We start from the raw sequence: 21502 nt of genomic DNA on the forward strand, positions 1-21502 counted from the left end.
GTTAAGGCGTGACATAGTTTCGGATTAAGACTATTCCCTGAGGTGCTTTTTAAGTCTATTTTTGCTAGAATTTGGGGTTCGTACCTTAACTTCGTGAAAAATAAAAGGTGTTGGAATGTATCAATCCGACCAGGAGACCTAATGATATTGACTCCCATGCGACGATATGGGGCAATGATTCTTATGTTACTCACCATCGCATTTTCGGGTGAGGTGCTGGCAAAGACGCACGCAACACAAACGAGTCAAAAGTCCCACATAACCGAGACAAGTTATAAACAGGTTAGCAGTAAACAAGAGTATTCTCGCAATAGTGCAAAGAGCAGTTCACTTCCTGATTTGCGAAAATACCCTTCCGGAACCCCCAGAAAAAAAGCGTTTCTCCGGACCGTTATGCCTTACATCACCAGCCAAAATGCTGCGATTACCGCGGACCGTAACTGGCTGATCTCAAAACAGTACCAGAACCGCTGGTCGCCGTCTGAACGCGCGCGTATGAAAGATATCGCGAAGCGCTATAAAGTGAGCTGGTCCGGCAACACGCGTCGTATCCCGTGGAATACGTTGCTGGAGCGCGTCGACATTATTCCAACCAGCATGGTGGCGACGATGGCGGCGGCGGAAAGCGGCTGGGGAACCTCTAAACTGGCGCGTAGCAACAATAACCTGTTCGGCATGAAGTGTACGAAAGGGCGTTGTACCAATGCGCCGGGTAAGGTGAAAGGTTATTCGCAATTCGCGTCGGTTAAGGAGTCGGTGAGCGCGTATGTCACCAACCTGAACACGCATCCGGCTTATTCTTCTTTCCGCAAGTCGCGCGCCCAACTGCGTAAAGCGGATCAGGAAGTCACCGCCACGGCGATGATTCATAAGCTGAAGGGCTACTCTACCCAGGGGTCGCGCTATAACAACTACTTGTTCGCGATGTACCAGGACAACCAGCGCCTGATCGCCGCGCATATGTAATTCTGTGTGCCGGATGGCGCTACGCTATCCGGCTTACAAGGCATCTGTAGGCTGGATAAACTACAACAACACTTCACTATGCTGGTCGCGATACTCCTTAGGCGTGGTATCGTACTCCTTTTTAAACACCGAATAGAAATATTGCAGCGAGGGGTAGCCGCACATTTGCGAAATTTCGTTTATCGCCAACGTGGTGGAAACCAACAAACTACGCGCTTTTTCCAGCTTTTCGGCGTGGATCACTGCATGTATCGTCTCGCCAACCTCTTCCTTAAAACGTTTTTCCAGGTTTGAACGTGAAATCCCAACCGCGTCCAGCACCTGCTCGACTTTAATGCCCTTACAGGCATGGTTACGAATAAAGTGCATCGCCTGGATAACCGCCGGATCGGTCAGGGAGCGGTAGTCTGTCGAGCGGCGCGCAATGACGCGCACCGGCGGCACCAGAATACGCTGTAAAGGCATCTCTTCACGCGCCAGCAAACGGTGCAGCAGTTTCGCCGCCTGATAGCCCATTTGCCGCGCCCCCTGCGCGACGGAGGAAAGCGCGACGCGTGACAGATAACGGGTTAACTCTTCGTTATCAATACCGATAACGCAAAGTTTTTCCGGCACCGGAATATGCAGGTGTTCGCAGACCTGCAATACGTGGCGGGCGCGGGCATCCGTCACGGCAATGATGCCGGTTTGCGGCGGCAGCGTTTGAAGCCAGTCGGCGAGGCGATTTTGCGCGTGCTGCCAGTTTTCCGGCGCGGTTTCCAGCCCCTGATAGACTACGCCGCGGTATTTTTCCTCGGCGACCAGTTGGCGAAAGGCGTATTCCCGTTCCGCCGCCCAATGTTTGCGGCTGGAGGCGGGCAAACCGTAAAACGCGAAGCGGTTGACGCCTTTTTCTTTTAAATGCAGGAAAGCGCTTTCAACGAGCGCATGGTTATCCGTGGCGATGTAATGAACGGCGGGATAATTTTCAGCAAGATGGTAAGAACCGCCGACCCCGACAATCGGTACGTCGACATCGGCCAATAATTGCGCGATATCGTCATCATCGTAATCGGCAATAACGCCGTCGCCTAACCACTCTTTAATGTTATCGATACGGGCACGGAAATCTTCCTCAATAAATATATCCCATTCGGATTGCGAGGCTTGTAAATATTCACCCACACCCTCCACTACCTGACGGTCGTAGGCTTTATTCGCGTTAAATAACAGAGTGATGCGGTGACGTTTATCAAACATGAGGATATATCCTGCAAAAGTGGACCTGGATTTGTGGATACTATCAAAACGGCTGACATAACGGCCTGGCGAATGATGGCAAATTATTTTGCGCCTGAAGCGTTATGCGAAATTCATCACAGCAAACGGCGGATGACAATTGTCATTTCTTATCTATGTATTACGGTTTTTTGTTTATTTGCCAGGATTCGATCGCGATCGCTTTTTTCTTCTGCGGTTTTCAGCATTTTTTTGAGAGCCAGAGCACATTTGGGTATTCTCTTAATAGCGGTGTGAAATAACGTAATTGAGCAATAAATCAGGAAATTCCAGTATGACGTTATGTCGTTTACTTGCCGTATTATCTGATTATGGAGCTCACTATGCAGGCTTATTTTGACCAACTCGATCGTGTTCGCTATGAAGGCCCTCAATCGACTAACCCGCTGGCATTTCGTCATTACAATCCCGATGAGCTGGTTTTAGGCAAACGTATGGAAGATCACCTGCGTTTCGCGGCCTGTTACTGGCATACCTTCTGCTGGAACGGCGCGGATATGTTTGGCGTAGGCGCGTTTAATCGTCCGTGGCAGCAACCGGGCGAAGCGCTGGAGCTGGCGAAACGCAAAGCGGACGTGGCGTTTGAATTTTTCCACAAACTGAATGTGCCTTTTTATTGCTTCCATGATGTGGATGTGTCGCCGGAAGGCGCGTCGTTGAAAGAGTATAAAAACAACTTCGCGCAGATGGTGGATGTGCTGGCGGCGAAACAGGAGCAGAGCGGCGTAAAACTGCTGTGGGGAACGGCGAACTGCTTTACCAACCCGCGCTATGGCGCAGGCGCCGCCACTAACCCGGACCCGGAGGTCTTTAGCTGGGCAGCGACGCAAGTGGTTACGGCAATGAACGCCACGCACAAACTGGGCGGCGAAAATTACGTACTGTGGGGCGGACGCGAAGGTTATGAAACGTTGCTGAATACCGATCTGCGCCAGGAACGCGAACAAATTGGCCGCTTTATGCAAATGGTGGTTGAGCACAAACATAAAATGGGTTTCCAGGGCACGCTGCTGATTGAACCGAAACCGCAGGAACCGACAAAACATCAGTATGATTATGACGTTGCAACGGTCTATGGCTTCCTCAAACAGTTCGGTCTGGAAAAAGAGATCAAAGTGAATATTGAAGCGAACCACGCGACGCTGGCGGGCCACTCTTTCCACCATGAGATCGCGACCGCTATCGCGCTGGGTATTTTTGGCTCCGTTGACGCCAACCGCGGCGATGCGCAACTGGGCTGGGATACCGATCAGTTCCCGATTAGCGTTGAAGAGAACGCGCTGGTGATGTACGAAATCCTGAAAGCGGGCGGCTTCACGACGGGTGGTCTCAACTTCGACGCCAAAGTCCGTCGCCAGAGCACCGATAAATACGATCTGTTCTACGGCCATATCGGCGCGATGGATACGATGGCGCTGTCGCTGAAAATCGCCGCGCGTATGGTCGAAGACGGCGAGCTGGATAAGCGCGTGGCGAAGCGCTATGCCGGCTGGAATGGCGAGCTGGGGCAGCAGATCCTGAAAGGACAACTCTCCTTAGGCGAGCTGGCGCAGTATGCGGAGCAGCACAATCTGGCGCCGATACATCAAAGCGGTCATCAGGAGCTGTTAGAAAATCTGGTTAACCGTTATCTGTTTGATAAATAACTATAGCTACCGGGTGACTCCGCGTTAGCCGGCCTGTAGTCGTGGTTAGCCCGGTAAGCGTAGCGCTGCCGGGCGCTTTCAGTAAAGGAATCCACAATATGTATATCGGGATCGATCTTGGTACATCGGGTGTAAAGGCTATCCTGTTGAATGAGCAGGGCGATGTGCTGGCTACGCATACTGAAACACTGACCGTATCGCGTCCGCATCCCTTATGGTCGGAACAGGAACCAGAGCAGTGGTGGCAGGCGACGGATCGCGCGGTTAAAGGCTTAGGTCGGCAACAGTCGTTAAGTGGCGTCCGGGCATTGGGGATCGCCGGACAAATGCATGGCGCGACATTGCTTGATAGCCGTCAGCAAGTTCTGCGACCAGCAATTTTATGGAATGACGGACGCTCTAGCGAAGAGTGCGCCTGGCTGGAAAAACAGGCCCCGCAGTCGCGTGCGATAACCGGTAATCTGATGATGCCCGGTTTTACCGCGCCCAAATTAGTCTGGGTGCAGCGCCACGAGCCGGATATTTTCCGCCAGATAGAAAAGGTCCTGCTGCCGAAAGATTTTCTGCGGCTGCGAATGACGGGCGTCTTTGCCAGCGATATGTCGGATGCGGCGGGAACGATGTGGCTGGACGTAAAAAAACGTGACTGGAGCGACGTTATGCTCAACGCCTGTCATTTAACCCGACAGCAGATGCCAGCGTTATTTGAAGGTAGTGAAATTACTGGAACGTTGCTGCCAGAGGTAGCCAGCGCATGGGGAATGCCAGCAGTACCCGTGGTGGCGGGCGGCGGCGACAATGCGGCTGGCGCGGTCGGCGTAGGAATGATCAATGCCGGACAGGCGATGCTCTCACTCGGAACATCGGGCGTCTATTTTGCCGTCAGCGACGGCTTTCTGAGTAAACCGGAAAGCGCAGTACACAGTTTTTGCCATGCGCTGCCGGAACGCTGGCATTTAATGTCTGTGATGTTGAGCGCCGCTTCTTGTCTGGACTGGGCGGCTAAACTCACCGGGCAGGAGAACGTCCCGGCGCTGATTGTCGCCGCACAGCAGGCGGATGAGCATACCGATCCTGTCTGGTTTTTGCCGTACCTGTCCGGCGAGCGCACGCCGCACAATAATCCGCAGGCAAAAGGCGTTTTCTTTGGTTTAACCCATCAGCATGGCCCGGCGGAACTGGCGCGGGCGGTACTGGAAGGCGTGGGATATGCTCTGGCGGACGGCATGGATGTGGTTCACGCCTGCGGCGTCAAACCCGCCGGCGTGACGCTTATCGGCGGCGGGGCGCGCAGCGAATACTGGCGTCAGATGCTATCTGATATTAGCGGGCTACAGCTTGATTATCGTACTGGCGGCGATGTCGGGCCAGCGCTGGGCGCGGCGCGTCTGGCGCAAATTGCGGTGAATAAACAGACCCCGCTCGCCGATGTACTGCCGCAGTTGCCGCTGGAGCAGGCGCACTATCCTGATGCACAGCGTTATGCGGTTTATCAACAACGCCGTGAAACCTTCCGTCGACTCTATCAGCAACTGTTGCCGTTGATGTCATAAGTCAGAATGCCTTTCGGTTTTGGCTGAAAGGCATTTTTCGTAAGTATTGATTCTATTGAATTATATCGAAGTAAGTATGTGTGTTTTCTGATTTTTATATTATTGCTGAGCCGGCGCCTTTTTCATCGCTATTTCTTCGCTTAATGTGTTTCACTCATCCACAAGGAGAGTGATATGGACGATCACGTTACGCGTAGAAAACGGGTATTCGGTCTGGGAATGTTAGTCGTCGGTGCAGTGGTATACCTGGTGGGACTGTGGCCAGCCTGTCATACATTAAGCGAAAAGGGATATTTTTTTGCGGCAATGGTCATGTGCGGTTTTCCAGTCTTAATTCGCCAGGAACACACGGGGAATGACCGCCTGCTTTCTCGTTGCAAATATTTACTGTTGCTTGGCATCGGCATGGTCGCGGTTGGCGTATTGAATCTGGAACTGGCGGGCGCGCTGAAAATATTTTGTCTGGCGGCACTGGTGGTCAGTATATATGGAACCGATCTTTACGCTTCCTACAGTGATGATGAATGATGGCCGGAGCCATCATTGTCGTTTAGCTAACCCATTTTCGTTTATCAATACGCTGTAACAGCATGGAAAGCAACAGGCTTCCTGTTACCGTTGCGGCAAAAACCCACACGATATCTAACGGTGGCCAACGTTTTAATTCCAGACCATTGGTGCGTAGCGCATGGATAATCAGCGCGTGAAAACCATAAATACCCAACGAGTGGCGGGAGATAAGCCCCAGTCCAGGTAACGTCCGCGCATTCAGCTTATTTTTAACTACCGTGAACAGTGAGACGGCGCAAATAAACACCATGGGACCGCAATACAGATACCAGGTATCGGCAAAATTTCCGCGCCAGCGTAATTCATGCAATGTGCCGCGAGAAATAATAACTACCGCGATGATGAACAGGGCGGCGCAGATAAGCGTCAGCGATTGCTTTTGCGTCTCCATCATTCCAATGGCGCGGCCCAGCATACCGTAGAGAATGTAGTAGAACGTGTCACCGCTGATATACAGGTTGATGGGCAACCATTCAACGCCGCCGATTTTTTGCGGCACAGTATTTGGGTTAGCAATAATGCCAATGACCACCATCAGCGTCAGGAGCATTTTGCCGCTCACATTTTTTACCTGGATTAATGGCGATACCAGGTAGATCACCGCAATCGCAAAGAAAAACCACAGGTGATAGAACACGGGTTTTTGCAGCACATTTTTTAGCGAGAGCTCGACGTTGATCGAAGTAAAAAGTGAAATGTAAGCCAGGGCGACAACGCTGTAAAAGATAAGGCAGAGGGCGATACGTAAGAAATGCCGAGGTTGCGCGCTGCGCTCGCCAAAAAAAAGATAGCCTGAAATCATAAAAAACAGGGGAACGCTAACACGAGAAGCCGAATTCAGGACATTCGCAATATCCCAGTTTAGCGGGCTGACGCTGTGGGCGTTGGTGATATACCACGTTGTGGTATGGATCATCACTACCATTAAACAGGCGATCCCTCGCAAGTTATCAATCCAGTTAATTTTAGGCTGCATTAGTTCCTCAGCTTCTGTTTCAATAGGGTTCCAGCGTGGTGGCTCACTGGAAAAATCCGACTTTTTACGCTACATCTTGTGATGGCGTAAGGAGATTCGCACAATGCGTCTGTTACCCACAAACCTTAATAATAAGACTGACCAGCAAACCAGACGGTAATAAAAATGACAATGAAGTATTTTTGTCCTGTGATGATAGCCATCGCGCTGGTGGGATGCACAGCGACGCAGCCACCGATGCAGAAAGCCCAGCAGAGTAAAGTGAGCCCAACACGCACGCTGGATATGGAAGCATTGTGTAAAGCTCAGGCGGCACAGCGTTACAACACTGGCGCACAGAAAATTGCTGTTACCGGCTTCGAACAGTTTCAGGGAAGCTATGAGATGCGTGGTAATACCTTCCGTAAAGAGAGTTTTGTCTGCTCTTTTGATGCAGATGGGCAGTTTTTACATCTTTCTATGCGGTAAAAGCCGCGTCTGGTGAGGTGTGATGCCGCGAAATCCGGCAATTTTCGCTAAACAAACCTGTTTCATACTGTATATCTCGCATCCAGCGGGTATACTGACTCCTTCCTTTAAATCCACACGTATCCAGCACGAAATAATATGCAAAAGTTTGATACCAGGACCTTCCAGGGCTTGATCCTGACCTTACAGGATTACTGGGCTCGCCAGGGCTGCACCATTGTTCAACCATTGGACATGGAAGTCGGCGCGGGAACCTCTCATCCAATGACCTGCCTGCGCGCGCTGGGGCCAGAGCCGATGGCGACTGCCTATGTGCAGCCTTCTCGTCGTCCGACCGATGGCCGCTACGGCGAAAACCCGAACCGCTTACAGCACTACTATCAGTTTCAGGTGGTGATTAAACCGTCTCCGGAGAATATTCAGGAGCTGTACCTCGGTTCTCTGAAAGAGCTGGGTATGGACCCGACGATCCACGACATTCGTTTTGTGGAAGACAACTGGGAAAACCCGACGCTGGGCGCCTGGGGGCTGGGCTGGGAAGTGTGGCTGAACGGCATGGAAGTGACGCAGTTCACCTACTTCCAGCAGGTTGGCGGTCTGGAATGTAAACCGGTGACCGGTGAAATCACCTACGGCCTGGAACGTCTGGCGATGTACATTCAGGGCGTGGACAGCGTTTACGACCTGGTCTGGAGCGACGGCCCGCTGGGTAAAACCACCTACGGCGATGTGTTCCATCAAAACGAAGTGGAGCAGTCCACCTATAACTTTGAATACGCCGATGTGGATTTCTTATTCACTTGCTTCGAGCAGTATGAAAAAGAAGCCCAGCAACTGCTGGCGCTGGAAAACCCGCTGCCGCTACCGGCCTACGAGCGTATTCTGAAAGCCGCCCATAGCTTTAACCTGCTGGATGCGCGTAAAGCCATCTCCGTCACCGAACGTCAGCGCTACATTTTGCGTATTCGTACCCTGACCAAAGCAGTGGCGGAAGCTTATTATGCTTCCCGTGAAGCCCTCGGCTTCCCGATGTGCAACAAGAATAAATAAGAGGCGGCCATGTCTGAGAAAACTTTTCTGGTGGAAATCGGCACTGAAGAGCTGCCGCCAAAAGCCCTGCGCAGCCTGGCGGAGTCCTTTGCTGCGAACTTCACTGCGGAGCTGGATAACGCCGGCCTCGTACACGGTAATGTTGAATGGTTTGCCGCCCCGCGCCGTCTGGCGCTGAAAGTGGCAAACCTTGCTGAATCTCAGCCCGATCGCGAAGTCGAAAAACGTGGTCCGGCGATTGCTCAGGCGTTCGACGCCGAAGGTAAACCGAGCAAAGCAGCAGAAGGCTGGGCGCGCGGCTGCGGGATCACCGTTGACCAGGCCGAGCGTCTGAAGACCGACAAAGGCGAATGGTTGCTGTATCGCGCCCACATGAAGGGCGAAAGTACCGAAGCTCTGGTGCCTGATATGGTGGCCACGTCGCTCGCTAAGCTGCCGATCCCGAAACTGATGCGCTGGGGTGCGTCTGACGTGCATTTCGTGCGTCCGGTGCATACTGTAACCCTGCTGTTGGGCGATAACGTCATTCCGGCGACTATTCTGGGTATTCAGTCCGATCGCGTGATTCGCGGCCATCGCTTTATGGGCGAGCCGGAGTTCACCATCGACAGTGCCGATCAGTACCCGCAAATTCTGCTGGAGCGCGGTAAAGTCATTGCGGACTACGAAGCGCGTAAAGCCAAAATCAAAGCGGATGCGGAAGAGGCGGCACGCAAGATTGGCGGCAATGCCGACCTGAGCGAAAGCCTGCTGGAAGAGGTCGCCTCGCTGGTGGAATGGCCGGTGGTATTGACGGCGAAATTCGAAGAGAAATTCCTCGCCGTGCCTGCCGAAGCGCTGGTGTACACCATGAAGGGCGACCAGAAGTATTTCCCGGTTTATGACAACGCGGGCAAGCTGCTGCCGAACTTTATCTTCGTCGCCAACATCGAGTCGAAAGATCCGCAACAAATTATCTCCGGTAACGAGAAAGTGGTGCGTCCGCGTCTGGCAGATGCTGAATTCTTCTTCAATACCGACCGTAAAAAACGTCTGGAAGACCATCTTCCGCGTCTGCAAACCGTCCTGTTCCAGCAACAACTGGGCACGCTGCGTGACAAGACCGACCGTATTCAGGCGCTGGCGGGCTGGATTGCCGGTCAGATTGGCGCTGACGTCAACCACGCCACTCGTGCGGGCCTGCTCTCCAAGTGCGACCTGATGACCAACATGGTCTTCGAGTTCACCGACACGCAGGGCGTGATGGGGATGCACTACGCGCGCCATGATGGCGAAGCGGAAGATGTTGCTGTGGCGTTGAACGAACAGTATCAGCCGCGTTTTGCCGGGGATGATCTGCCGTCTAACCCGGTGGCCTGCGCGCTGGCGATCGCGGATAAGATGGATACTTTGGCGGGTATATTCGGTATTGGTCAGCATCCTAAAGGTGACAAAGACCCGTTTGCGCTGCGCCGAGCCGCGCTGGGCGTGCTGCGTATCATCGTTGAGAAGAACCTCGCTCTTGATCTGCAAACGCTGACCGAAGAGGCGGTGCGTCTGTATGGCGACAAGCTGACCAACGCCAACGTAGTCGATGACGTGATCGATTTTATGCTGGGTCGCTTCCGGGCCTGGTATCAGGATGAAGGCTATACCGTCGACACCATTCAGGCTGTTCTGGCGCGTCGTCCGACCCGTCCGGCAGATTTTGATGCCCGCATGAAGGCGGTGTCTCATTTCCGCACCCTGGAAGAAGCCTCTGCGCTGGCGGCGGCTAACAAGCGCGTCTCCAACATTCTGGCGAAAGCCACTGAGCCGCTGAACGATATCGTCCACGCCTCCGTACTGAAAGAAGCGGCGGAAATTGAGTTGGCCAGACATCTGGTTGTGCTGCGTGATAAGCTTCAGCCGTACTTTGCCGATGGCCGTTATCAGGAAGCGTTGATTGAGTTGGCCGCTCTGCGCGCGCCAGTGGATGAATTCTTCGAAAATGTAATGGTTAACGCGGAAGAGAAAGATATCCGTATCAACCGTCTGACGCTGTTGTCGAAACTACGCGAACTGTTCCTGCAGGTAGCGGATATTTCGTTACTGCAATAAGCGTTCAGTTAATTAAACAAAAACCTGCTTTCGGGCAGGTTTTTTTATTTTTAACGTAATGGTAATTCTGTCAGGCAGGTCTGGCTGTCACCTTTGGTGGCAATAGCATGTGACGCTGTTTTGCCGTTGTAACTTACTTCGAGCGTCCCTTCCATATTGCGCGGTAGCCAAACACCGATAAATCCATTTCGATAGCTGTGCATCTCTTTTTGTACGATGATAGAGTCTTTACTATCTGTCACTTTTACAGCGAACGGTTTATTCGGCATTTCTCCCTGACAGCCGGAAAGGCTGTGGTTAAAGCAGGGGTGTGTCCGCCATTCATAAGGCGCAAAAGAGAGATAGAATTTGTCGCCTAACGGCAACGTATAAATCTGCTCTCCGTCAGATAATTTGAGCTCGGTACTGGTAATCGACGCGGAGTAAGGCAAAGGACGGCTCTGTGGCGTCTGATCAATAGTATCCACGATCTGCTCAACCGTTTTTCCCGCAAGCCCGTGTTGCGCCAGAAAAGCGGATTCTGAGGATGCCGCAAGCGCGGAGCCGCTGGTGCATAAACCCAAAAGTAATAACCATGATGATTTCGACATAACTTCAATTCCTTGTGAACAATATCCTTGCCCACTATAGGGGTTCCCCTAAGGGAAAGGTCAAAGGGACGCAGGGTAAAGTAATGCAAAGTTATGCGGGGGGAGAGGGGGAGATTGGAATAAAAAAATCCCCGCCATCAGGCAGGGATCTTCAATTCTGAGCTTTTTAAGCTTACAGGCTGGTTACGTTACCAGCTGCCGGGCCTTTAGCGCCGCTTTCGATGGTGAAGGAAACTTTCTGACCTTCATCCAGAGATTTGTAACCATCGTTCTGAATTGCGGAGAAGTGTACGAACACGTCTTTAGAACCGTCATCAGGAGTAATAAAGCCGAAGCCTTTATCAGCGTTGAACCATTTTACGATACCAGTCATTTTACCGGACATAGTGTATTACCTTTTAAAAAATAAGTGTGCCTTTCGGCGTTATGGCGTGCTTTACAGATTTTTTAAGCGTTAAGGAAATGCGCACTACGAGGGGTATCTAATGGATAACTCTTGAAGGGGACTTGCCTTACTAAACTGCTTTAATGGTCTGTACGTCAAACCGTTGAGCACATTAACTCATGTAATGCCGGGCGATGCAACTTTTATTTTACTTTATTTCTCCAGGTCAGGAATCGGATGGGGGAAACGGCCCTTACGCAGGACCGTTAAAACAAGAAGTGGTAAAAATTACTCCATCAATTGCTTACTTAAGCGTGGGTTCGCCTGTATCAGGCGCATCAATTTGAGCTCTGCTGGTGTGGGTTTTTCGCGTTTCGATTCCCATTCCTGAACCATGGCAACCGTTACGCCCAGCGCTCTGGCGAATTCATCTGTTTTTAGTCCCGTTCCTCTCCGTAACTGTTCAAATTCGGTAAAAGGATTGGGTTTTTGCGTCAGGGTGATCTTTCGCGTTTCATCTTTAAAAACAATTTGTTCCAGGCTGCTCAGCAGCTCAAACATCGGATCTTTATGTTCCATTGAGAACTCCTGTAAATCACACAGCGGGATCGTGAAGTGCATCGAAGCCTATTAAGAATAGTCGGGAAACTCGCGGGTGGGGGCGACGCGTCGTCAAGAAGCGCTATCGATTCGTTTCGATGACTTACGTTGCGCGACTTTTAGGACCCTAACAATCTGATCCAGGAAGATATATCCGTGTTTCAGAAAATAATTGTAAAGATTAAAAAAATATTACATCACCTGCTGGAAAGCTTTCTTACCGCGTTTTTTATCGAAGCGCCAGGTCAAAAATTAACAATAAAATAACAAATTGAGTGCTGATGCAGATAAACGTGATTTTCCGCTACAAGATCGTGTGGAAAGGGTATCCTGCAAGCCTGACCTGGACTATCCTTGTAAGCCGTCAGGCACGCAGGTGTCGTTGTGCGCATTTTTGGGTGAAAGGAGTATTAACAATGGCGACAGGTAAGTCCTGCTCTCGCTGGTTTGCGCCTGTTGTGGCGTTATTAATGGTGTTTAGCCTGAGCGGGTGTTTTGATAAAGAAGGCGATCAGCGCAAAGCGTTTGTCGATTTCCTGCAGAATACGGCAATGCGTAGCGGAGAGCGTTTACCAACGCTGACGGCCGATCAGAAAAAACAGTTTGGTCCGTTCGTGTCTGATTACGCGATACTGTATGGCTACTCGCAGCAGGTAAACCAGGCGATGGATTCCGGTCTGCGCCCGGTGGTCGATAGCGTTAACGCCATCCGCGTTCCGCAGGATTATATGACGCAACGCGAGCCGCTGCGGCAGGCAAATGGTTCGTTAGGCGTGCTGGCGCAACAGTTGCAGAATGCAAAACTGCAGGCTGATGCCGCGCATGGCGCGTTAAAGCAGGCCGATGACCTGAAACCTGTGTTTGATCAGGTCTACAAAAAAGTGGTCACCGTGCCGGCAGATGCTTTGCAACCGCTGATCCCGGCGGCGCAGATCTTTACGCAGCAGTTGGTACAAGTGGGCGATTATATTGCGCAACAGGGCGAGCAGGTGAGCTTTGTCGCGAACGGCATTCAGTTCCCGACCTCACAGCAGGCCAGCCAATATAACGCGCTGATTGGGCCGTTGGCCTCGCAGCATCAGGCGTTTAATCAGGCCTGGACGGCGGCGGTAAACGCGACCCAGTGATAACAGTCTTCCCGATAAGCGCAAGCCAGCGCTTATCGGGCCTGTAGCCTTATCCCGCCGCCTGCGGATTGACGCAGTTCTTCTCTATTTTTCCCTGCAGCGCATCAATCAAATTATCCACCGCACAGGCCATCATGTTGTAGCGCGTCTCATGCGTTGCTGAGCCGATATGCGGCACCGCGACGACATTAGACATGCTCAGCAGGGGCGAATCCACGGGTAGCGGTTCATGTTCAAAGACATCCAGACCTGCCGCATATATTTCACCGTTTTGCAGCGCGGCAATCAGCGCGTTTTCATCGACCACCGGGCCGCGTCCGGCATTAATAAAAATGGCGGACGATTTCATTCTGGCAAACTGTGTTGCGCCAAACAGATGTCGCGTTTCTGCCGTTAGCGGCAGGATCACGCAGACAAAATCGGCCTCCTGCAACAACGTATCCAGATCGCAGTAGCGGGCGTTAAACCGGTCTTCCGCCTCCTGATGCCGCCTGCGGGCGTGATAGAGAACCGGCATGGTAAACCCAAAGTGCGCTCGCTGCGCCAGCGCCATCCCGATACGCCCCATCCCAACAATACCGAGCGTTTTGTGATGCACATCGACGCCAAACCACGACGGGCCAATGTTTTCCGTCCATTCACCTGCTTTAACCCGTTCTGCGACGTCCACGACGCGGCGGGCAGTGGCCAGCATTAACGCCATCATCGTATCGGCAACGGTTTCCGTCAAAACGGCAGGCGTGTGCATCAGGACTATTTTGCGGGCAGTAAGGGCGACCACATCGACATTATCGTATCCCACCGAGACGGTCGACGCCGCGCGTAGCGCCGGCATTTTTTCCAGCAGCTCGCGGTTAACGGTTTCGCTGGCGCCCAGAAGGCCTTGCGCGCTGGCAAATGCCTGCGCGTGTCGCGCTACCGTTTCCGGACGCAGGTTCGGTACCAGGGTGACGGTAAAATGCGCCTCCAGGCGATGCAGCAAATCATCAGGCAGGGTTTTGTAGAGAATGATGGACGGCTTCATGCGACTCTCCGTAGATCAAAAGGTAAGCGCGGCGTGCGCCAACCGGAACAGGCTTATTATTAACCCGCTTAGCAATAATCGACCAGCCGATTTCCCCGCTGTTGGCAGCCGTGTCGTGGTAAATGGTGAATGAATACCGAATAATGCGACGTGTATCCGGTCTGGCGAGGGAATAATGCAGGCCGGGTAAAGCATACCGCCTTACCCGGTACTGTAGTTTACTGCAATGGACTCAAGGTAATTTCGACGCGGCGGTTTTGCGCCTTACCTTCTGCCGTACTGTTGCTGGCGATCGGGTTCGCCGGACCCATTCCGCTGGTACGGATACGGCTGGCGTCGACGCCCTGCGTGATCAGCGAGCTGGCGACGGAGTCAGCGCGTTGCTGCGACAGACGCATATTCAGATCGTGGCTGCCGGTACTGTCGGTGTAACCCACTACATTGACGGCGGTCCTGGGATACTCTTTCAGCACCATCGCCACGCCGGTTAACGTGTTGGCGCCTGCCGGTTTCAGCGTCGCGCTACTGCTGTCGAAGGTGACGTTATTCGGCATATTCAGAATGATATTATCGCCGCTTCGCGTCACGCTAACGCCCGTTCCCCGCATTTTGTCACGCAGTTTCGCTTCCTGTACGTCCATGTAGTAACCGACGCCGCCGCCCAGCGCTGCGCCCGCCGCTGCGCCAATCAGCGCGCCTTTACCGCGATCTTTTTTAGAGGAGGAGAGCGCGCCGATACCTGCGCCGACCAGCGATCCGATACCCGCGCCAATGCCGGATTTACCTGCTTCGCGTTCGCCGGTGTAAGGGTTTGTTGTGCAGCCAGATACTGCCAGGGCGCCGCTCACGATGGCAGCAATCACAAATACACGTTTTTTCATCTTAAATCCTTATCACTTTTTTATTGTTACCACAGCGACCGTGGCGGTTGATTATGACGTCTGCACATGAAGAAAATTCCAGGGAAAACTCTGAAATTTGTAAGTAACATTGACTGGTAAATTAAATAACCCCAATGATTCAGGAGCGAACTTTGACCCACGCACCATCGCGCCATTCGGTATTGACCGCTGCACACTGGGGGCCAGTCCGCGTTGAAACCGACGGAGAACGCATTTTTGCCTCATATGGCGAACTCCCGACGGCACACCCAAATTCCTTGCAAACCGTTGTCCATGACCAGGTGCATAGTAAAACGCGGGTTCGCTTTCCGATGGTGCGTAAAGGGTTTCTGGCTTCACCCGATAAGCCGCAAGGCGTACGCGGGCAGGATGAGTTTGTTCGCGTAAGTTGGGATGATGCGCTGGATCTGATCCACGCTCAGCACAAACGTATTCGCGGAAGTTATGGGCCATCGTCCATCTTCGCCGGCTCCTACGGTTGGCGTTCGAACGGCGTATTGCATAAAGCGGCTACGCTATTGCAGCGTTACATGGCGCTGGCGGGAGGATATACCGGCCATCTTGGCGATTATTCCACCGGTGCGGCGCAGGCTATCATGCCTTATGTGGTGGGTGGCAACGAGGTTTACCAGCAACAGACTAGCTGGCCGGTGGTGCTGGAACACAGCGACGTCGTGGTGCTCTGGAGCGCGAACCCGCTGAATACTCTGAAAATTGCCTGGAACGCCTCGGATGAACAGGGTCTCAATTATTTTGCGGCGTTGCGAAAAAGGGGGAAGCGCCTGATCTGCATCGATCCGATGCGATCGGAAAGCGTCGACTTTTTTGGCGATAAGATGGAGTGGATCGCCCCGCATATGGGCACCGATGTGGCGTTAATGTTGGGGATCGCCCATACGCTGGTGGAAAATGGTTGGCAGGATGAAGCGTTCCTTGCCCGCTGCACGACGGGTTATGACCGCTTCGCCGATTATCTTTTGGGCGTGACCGACGGTACGGCCAAAACAGCGGAATGGGCGGCGGAAATTTGCGGCGTTTCTGCGGTGAAAATCCGTGAACTGGCGGAAATATTTCATCATAACACCACTATGCTGATGGCCGGTTGGGGAATGCAGCGTCAGCAGTTCGGCGAGCAAAAGCACTGGATGATCGTCACGCTTGCCGCAATGCTGGGGCAAATTGGTACGCCTGGCGGCGGGTTTGGTTTTTCTTATCATTTTGCTAACGGCGGCAACCCGACGCGACGCGCCGCTGTGTTAGCGTCGATGCAGGGGAGCATCACGGGCGGGGTCGATGCGGTAGATAAAATACCGGTGGCGCGTATTGTCGATGCGCTGGAAAACCCCGGTGGGTTTTACCAACACAATGGGATGGATCGCCGCTTCCCGGATATTCGTTTTATCTGGTGGGCCGGCGGCGCGAACTTCACCCATCATCAGGATACCAACCGTCTGATTCGCGCGTGGCAAAAACCGGAGATTGTCGTCATCTCTGAATGTTTCTGGACGGCCGCCGCGAAACACGCGGATATTGTTCTGCCCGCGACCACCAGCTATGAGCGTAACGATTTGACCATGACCGGCGACTATAGCAATCAGCATTTGGCGCCAATGAAGCAGGTAGTGTCGCCCCGGTGGGAGGCGTGGAATGATTTTGACGTTTTTGCTGAACTGAGCGAACGATGGGAAGCCGGCGGTTACGCTCGGTTCACTGAAGGAAAAAGCGAGCTGGCGTGGCTGGAGACCTTCTACAATATTGCCGCCCAGCGTGGCGCCAGCCTGGGGGTGACGCTGCCGCCGTTTGCCGCATTCTGGCAGGCTAACCGTTTACTGGAGATGCCGGAAAATCCCGCCAGCGCGCAGTTTGTGCGCTTCGCGGATTTTCGCCGCGATCCTGATAACCATCCGCTAAAAACGGCCAGCGGCAAAATCGAAATCTATTCTGCGCGCATTGCCAGCTATGGGTACGCGGATTGTCCCGGTCATCCGATGTGGCTTGTGCCGGATGAGTGGCACGGGAATGCCGATGCGGGGCAGGTTCAGTTACTTTCCGCGCATCCGGCGCACCGCCTGCATAGCCAGCTTAACTACAGTTCGTTACGGGAGCGGTATGCGGTAGCAGGACGCGAACCGGCGACGATTCATCCGCAGGATGCGACAGCGCGCGGAATCGTCGATGGCGATACGATACGCGTCTGGAATCATCGTGGGCAGATTCTGGCGGGCGCGGTCGTTACCGAAGGGATTCGGCCCGGCGTGATCTGTATTCACGAAGGCGCATGGCCGGACCCTGAACCTACCGCAGGCGGTATATGTAAAAACGGCGCGGTAAATGTCCTGACAAAAGATCTCCCTAGCTCCCGGCTGGGGAACGGTTGTGCGGGCAATACCGCGTTGGTCTGGTTTGAGAAATATACCGGCCCGGCGCTACCGCTTACGGCGTTTGATCCGCCTGCCAGCTCATAATCCAGGTGGGATGGGAAGTATCCTCTTGCCAGGCGCTATCTTCAATGCGAAAACCGAGCGCATGATAGAAGTTTACGGCGGTTTGATTTTTCTGGTAAACCTCAAGGCTTAGCAGCGGAAAACGTTGCTGTACATATTCCAGAAGCGCTTTGCCAATGCCGTGTCTTAACGCGTCGGGGGCGACAAACAGCGCCCCGACAAAACGGGCTTCCAGCACGCTGACGAAGCCTTTCAGTTGTCCATTTTCTTCCCATACCCAGGTTTGTGCGGCGGGTAAATAGACGTCGCGCACAATCGCTTCGCTCTCGTGCCAGTAACGTTCTTCGATAAAGGGATGGGCATAAATAGTACTTTTCATCCACAGCGCCAGAATAGACGCCATGTCCTCACTCTGGGATTTGCGAATCATGTTTTTCTCCCGGATGGCAAAAACAGCCGGTAATATGGTCGTTGACCAGTCCGCACGCCTGCATAAAGGAGTAACAGATAGTCGTACCGACAAACTTGAAACCGCGCTTTTTCAATGCCTTAGCAAGCGCATCTGACGCAGGTGTTGAGGTGGGGATCTCATCCAGACTGGCCGCCTGGGTGAGCTGCGGCTGGCCATCAACGAATGACCAGACAAAATCGGCGAAAGGCTCGCCGTTTTGCTCCATCGCAAGCCAGGCGCGGGCGTTACTGATAATGGCCTGAATTTTCCCGCGATGCCGTATAATCCCCGTATTCTGCAGCAGGCGTTCAACATCCTCCTCCTGCATAGCAGCGATACGTACCGGGTCAAACTGATGAAAACAGGCGCGATAGTTCTCCCGTTTTTTAAGCACGGTGATCCAGGATAAACCGGCCTGTTGACCTTCAAGACAGATCATTTCAAACAACTTTCTGCCATCAGTTTCCGGTATGCCCCACTCGTTGTCATGATAGGCAATATAAAGGGGGGCCTGGCTGACCCAGCCGCAACGCTGCATAGACTTCCTCGTTATTGTGGTTACCGCGAAAATTTCCTTCAACCCGCCTTGACGGGCCCGCTAAAAGGACAATAGTTAATACAGGGCTGATGCCCGACATCCTTCATTCAATGACAATAATATCGCCGAATTCGGCTCTACTCTGGAGTCGCGTTGATGATTGTAAGAAAACGCCGTGGTCGCCGGACATTGCGTTGTCTGGCCGGCCTTATGGCCTGCTCGTTTTTTATCAATACCGCGTATGCCTGGCAACAAGAATATATCGCTGAAGCGGTTCCGGGGCATACGACGGAACGCTATACCTGGGACAGCGATCACCAACCGAATTACAACGACATACTGGCCGAACGTATTCAGTCTTCGCAAAATACGGTGGGTCCGGTGCTTAGCCTGGCGGATGGAACCCCGCTTGATGCGACCAGCGGTATCAGTATGGGCTGGAACTTTCCGCTTTCCCGACGCGTGACCACCGGGCCGGTAGCGACGCTGTATTACGACGGTTCGACTTCATCAATGTATAACGAATATGGCGATAGCGCGACGACATTAACGCTCACCGATCCGTTATGGCACGCCAGCGTCAGTACATTAGGCTGGCGGGTAAATTCGCAATTCGGCGATGTCCGTCCCTGGGCGCAAATTAGCTATAACCAGCAGTTTGGGGAAAATATCTGGAAAGCGCAGTCTGGGTTAAGCCGTATGACCGCAGTAAATCAAGAGGGAAACTGGCTGGATGTCACTGTAGGCGCGGACGTGTTACTTAACCCACATCTGGCGGCGTATGCGACGTTTTCCCAGGCGGAAAATAGCGCTACGGATAGTGATTATTTGTATACCCTGGGGGTGAGCGCTCGCTTTTAACGAGATAAGCCCCGCCCGGATTTATTAGACGTTCGGCTAATACGCTGTTTATATATTTACAAAAATATATGGGTTAATCACATTCTCTATAGACACTTTTTGCGCTTCCTGTGGTCTACTTAGCCGCGCTTGTAGACTTTCTCACATCTGCGTTAGCCGCATATTTACCTGTTTGATTAAAGAATCGTTGTACAGGTCGTTTTTATCCCGATTCCCAGGGTTTGCTTGCATGAGATACATTAAATCGATGACGCAGCAGAAACTTAGTTTCTTGCTTGCGCTCTATATCGGTCTGTTTATGAATTGCGCCGTGTTTTACCGCCGTTTCGGCAGTTATGCGCAAGAATTTACCATTTGGAAAGGCATCTCCGCGGTTGTCGAACTTGGCGCCACGGTGCTGGTGACTTTCTTCTTACTTCGTCTTCTTTCACTGTTTGGCCGACGAGTCTGGCGCGTGCTGGCCACGCTGGTGGTGCTGTTTTCCGCTGGCGCCAGTTATTACATGACCTTCCTGAATGTGGTGATTGGCTACGGCATTATTGCGTCTGTTATGACCACCGACATCGATCTCTCGAAAGAGGTGGTGGGGCTGCACTTCGTATTGTGGCTGATTGCCGTGAGCGTACTTCCGCTCATTTTCATCTGGAGTAACCGCTGTCGCTACACGTTGTTGCGCCAGCTACGTACGCCGGGGCAGCGTTTTCGCAGCGCCGCTGCGGTGGCGCTCGCAGGGGTGATGGTGTGGGCGCCTATCCGCCTGCTGGATGTGCATCAGAAAAAGGTTGAGCGGGCGACAGGCATCGATTTACCTAGCTATGGCGGCGTGGTGGCGAACTCCTATCTGCCTTCAAACTGGTTATCTGCGTTAGGGCTGTATGCCTGGGCGCAGGTAGATGAGTCGTCGGACAATAATTCATTAATAAATCCGGCCAGGAAATTTACCTATGTTGCGCCGAAGGATGGGGATGACACCTACGTCGTTTTCATTATCGGTGAGACGACCCGTTGGGATCACATGGGGATTTTCGGCTACGAGCGTAATACCACGCCGAAGCTGGCGCAGGAAAAAAATCTGGCGGCGTTCCGCGGCTATTCCTGCGATACCGCGACCAAGCTATCTTTACGTTGTATGTTTGTACGAGAAGGCGGCGCGGATAATAACCCGCAGCGTACGCTAAAAGAGCAGAATGTTTTTGCGGTACTCAAACAGCTCGGGTTCAGTTCCGATCTGTACGCCATGCAGAGCGAAATATGGTTCTATAGTAATACCATGGCGGATAATATCTCCTATCGCGAGCAGATCGGCGCGGAGCCGCGTAACCGCGGTAAAACGGTTGATGACATGCTGTTGATTGATGAGATGCAGAACTCAATTACCCAGAACCCGGAGGGTAAGCATCTGATTATCCTGCATACCAAAGGGTCGCATTTTAATTATACGCAACGTTATCCGCGCAGCTACGCTCAGTGGAAGCCCGAGTGTATTGGGGTCGATAGCGGCTGCACGAAAGCGCAGATGATCAACTCTTACGATAACTCCGTGACCTATGTTGATCACTTTATTACCAGCGTGTTCGATCAGCTACGTGATAAAAAAGCGATTGTGTTCTACGCGGCTGACCACGGCGAGTCGATTAACGAACGCGAACATTTGCACGGTACGCCGCGCAACATGGCGCCGCCGGAGCAATTCCGCGTTCCGATGCTGGTATGGATGTCGGATAAATATCTTGCCAATCCGCAGCATGCGCAGATGTTTGCTCACCTGAAACAACAGGCGGAGATCAAAGTGCCGCGTCGTCATGTGGAGCTGTACGACACGATAATGGGCTGCCTGGGGTATACATCGCCGAATGGCGGCATTAACCAGAATAACAACTGGTGCCATATTCCCGATGCGCAGAAAGTCGCCGCGAAGTAAGCCGTCTGCCGACTTTCTCGCCGATTGAATTGTATTTTGCGACTAAGGGATTGACGGGCGTGCGCCTGAGCAG

At 52.8% G+C, this 21502-nt stretch carries 20 protein-coding genes; 11 read left to right on the forward strand and 9 right to left on the reverse strand.

The features are described 5' to 3' along the window. Positions 1-141: 141 nt before the first annotated feature. Positions 142-966, forward strand: a complete 825-nt coding sequence (locus tag ACE15A_RS00780) for a protein bax (RefSeq protein ID WP_053509361.1) — start codon at positions 142-144, stop codon at positions 964-966. A gap of 60 nt (positions 967-1026) precedes the next feature. Here ACE15A_RS00780 and xylR read toward each other — a convergent pair whose 3' ends face one another. Further along, positions 1027-2205 (reverse strand): D-xylose utilization transcriptional activator XylR, encoded by a 1179-nt coding sequence (xylR, locus tag ACE15A_RS00785; RefSeq protein WP_000459816.1) that lies wholly within the window; start codon positions 2203-2205, stop codon positions 1027-1029. 362 nt (positions 2206-2567) lie between these two features. On the opposite strand from xylR, the gene xylA reads away from it, so the two are divergent. From xylA to ACE15A_RS00800, 3 genes are all read left to right on the forward strand, one after another. Beyond that, a complete protein-coding gene (gene xylA, locus ACE15A_RS00790) occupies positions 2568-3890 on the forward strand; it encodes a xylose isomerase (protein ID WP_053509363.1) in 1323 nt (440 codons plus the stop codon). 98 nt (positions 3891-3988) lie between these two features. After that, a complete protein-coding gene (gene xylB, locus ACE15A_RS00795; RefSeq protein ID WP_053509366.1) occupies positions 3989-5443 on the forward strand; it encodes a xylulokinase in 1455 nt (484 codons plus the stop codon). Between the two features lie 174 nt (positions 5444-5617). Then, on the forward strand, positions 5618-5971 hold the full coding sequence (locus ACE15A_RS00800) for a YiaA/YiaB family protein (protein ID WP_023247342.1): 354 nt from the start codon (positions 5618-5620) through the stop codon (positions 5969-5971). A 22-nt stretch (positions 5972-5993) separates the two neighbouring features. Here the strand turns inward: ACE15A_RS00800 and ACE15A_RS00805 are convergent, their stop codons facing one another. Next, complete coding sequence (locus tag ACE15A_RS00805; protein ID WP_023247343.1) at positions 5994-6989, reverse strand: acyltransferase; 996 nt, start codon at positions 6987-6989, stop codon at positions 5994-5996. Between the two features lie 165 nt (positions 6990-7154). On the opposite strand from ACE15A_RS00805, the gene ACE15A_RS00810 reads away from it, so the two are divergent. The 3 genes from ACE15A_RS00810 to glyS all read left to right on the forward strand — a co-directional run bounded on the left by ACE15A_RS00810 (position 7155) and on the right by glyS (position 10586). Continuing rightward, positions 7155-7457: a YsaB family lipoprotein gene (locus ACE15A_RS00810; protein WP_000178127.1), complete on the forward strand. Its 303-nt coding sequence runs from the start codon at positions 7155-7157 to the stop codon at positions 7455-7457. Positions 7458-7595: 138 nt separating this feature from the next. Continuing rightward, positions 7596-8507, forward strand: coding sequence for a glycine--tRNA ligase subunit alpha (glyQ, locus tag ACE15A_RS00815; RefSeq protein WP_023247344.1), 912 nt, complete (start codon positions 7596-7598; stop codon positions 8505-8507). A gap of 9 nt (positions 8508-8516) precedes the next feature. Then, entirely contained in the window at positions 8517-10586 is a 2070-nt protein-coding gene (gene glyS, locus ACE15A_RS00820; protein WP_053509368.1) for a glycine--tRNA ligase subunit beta, read from the forward strand. A gap of 50 nt (positions 10587-10636) precedes the next feature. On the opposite strand, the gene cueP is transcribed toward glyS, so the two are convergent. The 3 genes from cueP to ACE15A_RS00835 all read right to left on the reverse strand — a co-directional run bounded on the left by cueP (position 10637) and on the right by ACE15A_RS00835 (position 12140). After that, positions 10637-11176, reverse strand: coding sequence for a copper-binding periplasmic metallochaperone CueP (gene cueP, locus ACE15A_RS00825; RefSeq protein WP_053509370.1), 540 nt, complete (start codon positions 11174-11176; stop codon positions 10637-10639). Positions 11177-11348: 172 nt separating this feature from the next. Continuing rightward, positions 11349-11561: an RNA chaperone/antiterminator CspA gene (cspA, locus tag ACE15A_RS00830; RefSeq protein WP_000014594.1), complete on the reverse strand. Its 213-nt coding sequence runs from the start codon at positions 11559-11561 to the stop codon at positions 11349-11351. 288 nt (positions 11562-11849) lie between these two features. Further along, entirely contained in the window at positions 11850-12140 is a 291-nt protein-coding gene (locus tag ACE15A_RS00835; RefSeq protein WP_023247347.1) for an HTH-type transcriptional regulator, read from the reverse strand. 437 nt (positions 12141-12577) lie between these two features. Between ACE15A_RS00835 and ACE15A_RS00840 the strand changes: the two genes are divergently transcribed. Beyond that, a complete protein-coding gene (locus ACE15A_RS00840; protein ID WP_000190524.1) occupies positions 12578-13288 on the forward strand; it encodes a DUF3053 domain-containing protein in 711 nt (236 codons plus the stop codon). Between the two features lie 49 nt (positions 13289-13337). Here the strand turns inward: ACE15A_RS00840 and ghrB are convergent, their stop codons facing one another. Together ghrB and ACE15A_RS00850 are read right to left on the reverse strand one after the other, a co-directional pair. Further along, positions 13338-14312 carry a glyoxylate/hydroxypyruvate reductase GhrB gene (ghrB, locus tag ACE15A_RS00845; RefSeq protein ID WP_053509373.1) on the reverse strand — a complete coding sequence of 325 codons (975 nt, stop codon included), beginning with the start codon at positions 14310-14312 and terminating at the stop codon, positions 13338-13340. Positions 14313-14530: 218 nt separating this feature from the next. Next, positions 14531-15193 (reverse strand): OmpA family lipoprotein, encoded by a 663-nt coding sequence (locus tag ACE15A_RS00850; RefSeq protein ID WP_053509375.1) that lies wholly within the window; start codon positions 15191-15193, stop codon positions 14531-14533. 152 nt (positions 15194-15345) lie between these two features. Between ACE15A_RS00850 and ACE15A_RS00855 the strand changes: the two genes are divergently transcribed. After that, the gene (locus ACE15A_RS00855; RefSeq protein ID WP_064055757.1) at positions 15346-17679 is read left to right on the forward strand and encodes a molybdopterin guanine dinucleotide-containing S/N-oxide reductase; all 2334 of its coding nucleotides are present in this window, start codon (positions 15346-15348) and stop codon (positions 17677-17679) included. On the opposite strand, the gene ACE15A_RS00860 is transcribed toward ACE15A_RS00855, so the two are convergent. Together ACE15A_RS00860 and tag are read right to left on the reverse strand one after the other, a co-directional pair. Further along, a complete protein-coding gene (locus ACE15A_RS00860; protein WP_023247354.1) occupies positions 17648-18088 on the reverse strand; it encodes an N-acetyltransferase in 441 nt (146 codons plus the stop codon). The two genes, ACE15A_RS00855 and ACE15A_RS00860, sit on opposite strands and share 32 nt — an antisense overlap. Continuing rightward, on the reverse strand, positions 18066-18647 hold the full coding sequence (gene tag / locus ACE15A_RS00865) for a DNA-3-methyladenine glycosylase I (RefSeq protein WP_053509377.1): 582 nt from the start codon (positions 18645-18647) through the stop codon (positions 18066-18068). Before tag ends, ACE15A_RS00860 begins: the two co-directional genes overlap by 23 nt. 156 nt (positions 18648-18803) lie before the next feature. On the opposite strand from tag, the gene ACE15A_RS00870 reads away from it, so the two are divergent. Both ACE15A_RS00870 and eptB read left to right on the forward strand, forming a co-directional pair. Further along, on the forward strand, positions 18804-19508 hold the full coding sequence (locus ACE15A_RS00870) for an autotransporter outer membrane beta-barrel domain-containing protein (protein WP_053509379.1): 705 nt from the start codon (positions 18804-18806) through the stop codon (positions 19506-19508). A gap of 229 nt (positions 19509-19737) precedes the next feature. Next, positions 19738-21429, forward strand: a complete 1692-nt coding sequence (eptB, locus tag ACE15A_RS00875) for a kdo(2)-lipid A phosphoethanolamine 7''-transferase (protein ID WP_023247357.1) — start codon at positions 19738-19740, stop codon at positions 21427-21429. Positions 21430-21502 lie beyond the last annotated feature (73 nt).

The sequence above is a fragment of the Salmonella sp. HY31 genome, assembly GCF_042604575.1.
Classification (GTDB): domain Bacteria; phylum Pseudomonadota; class Gammaproteobacteria; order Enterobacterales; family Enterobacteriaceae; genus Salmonella; species Salmonella diarizonae.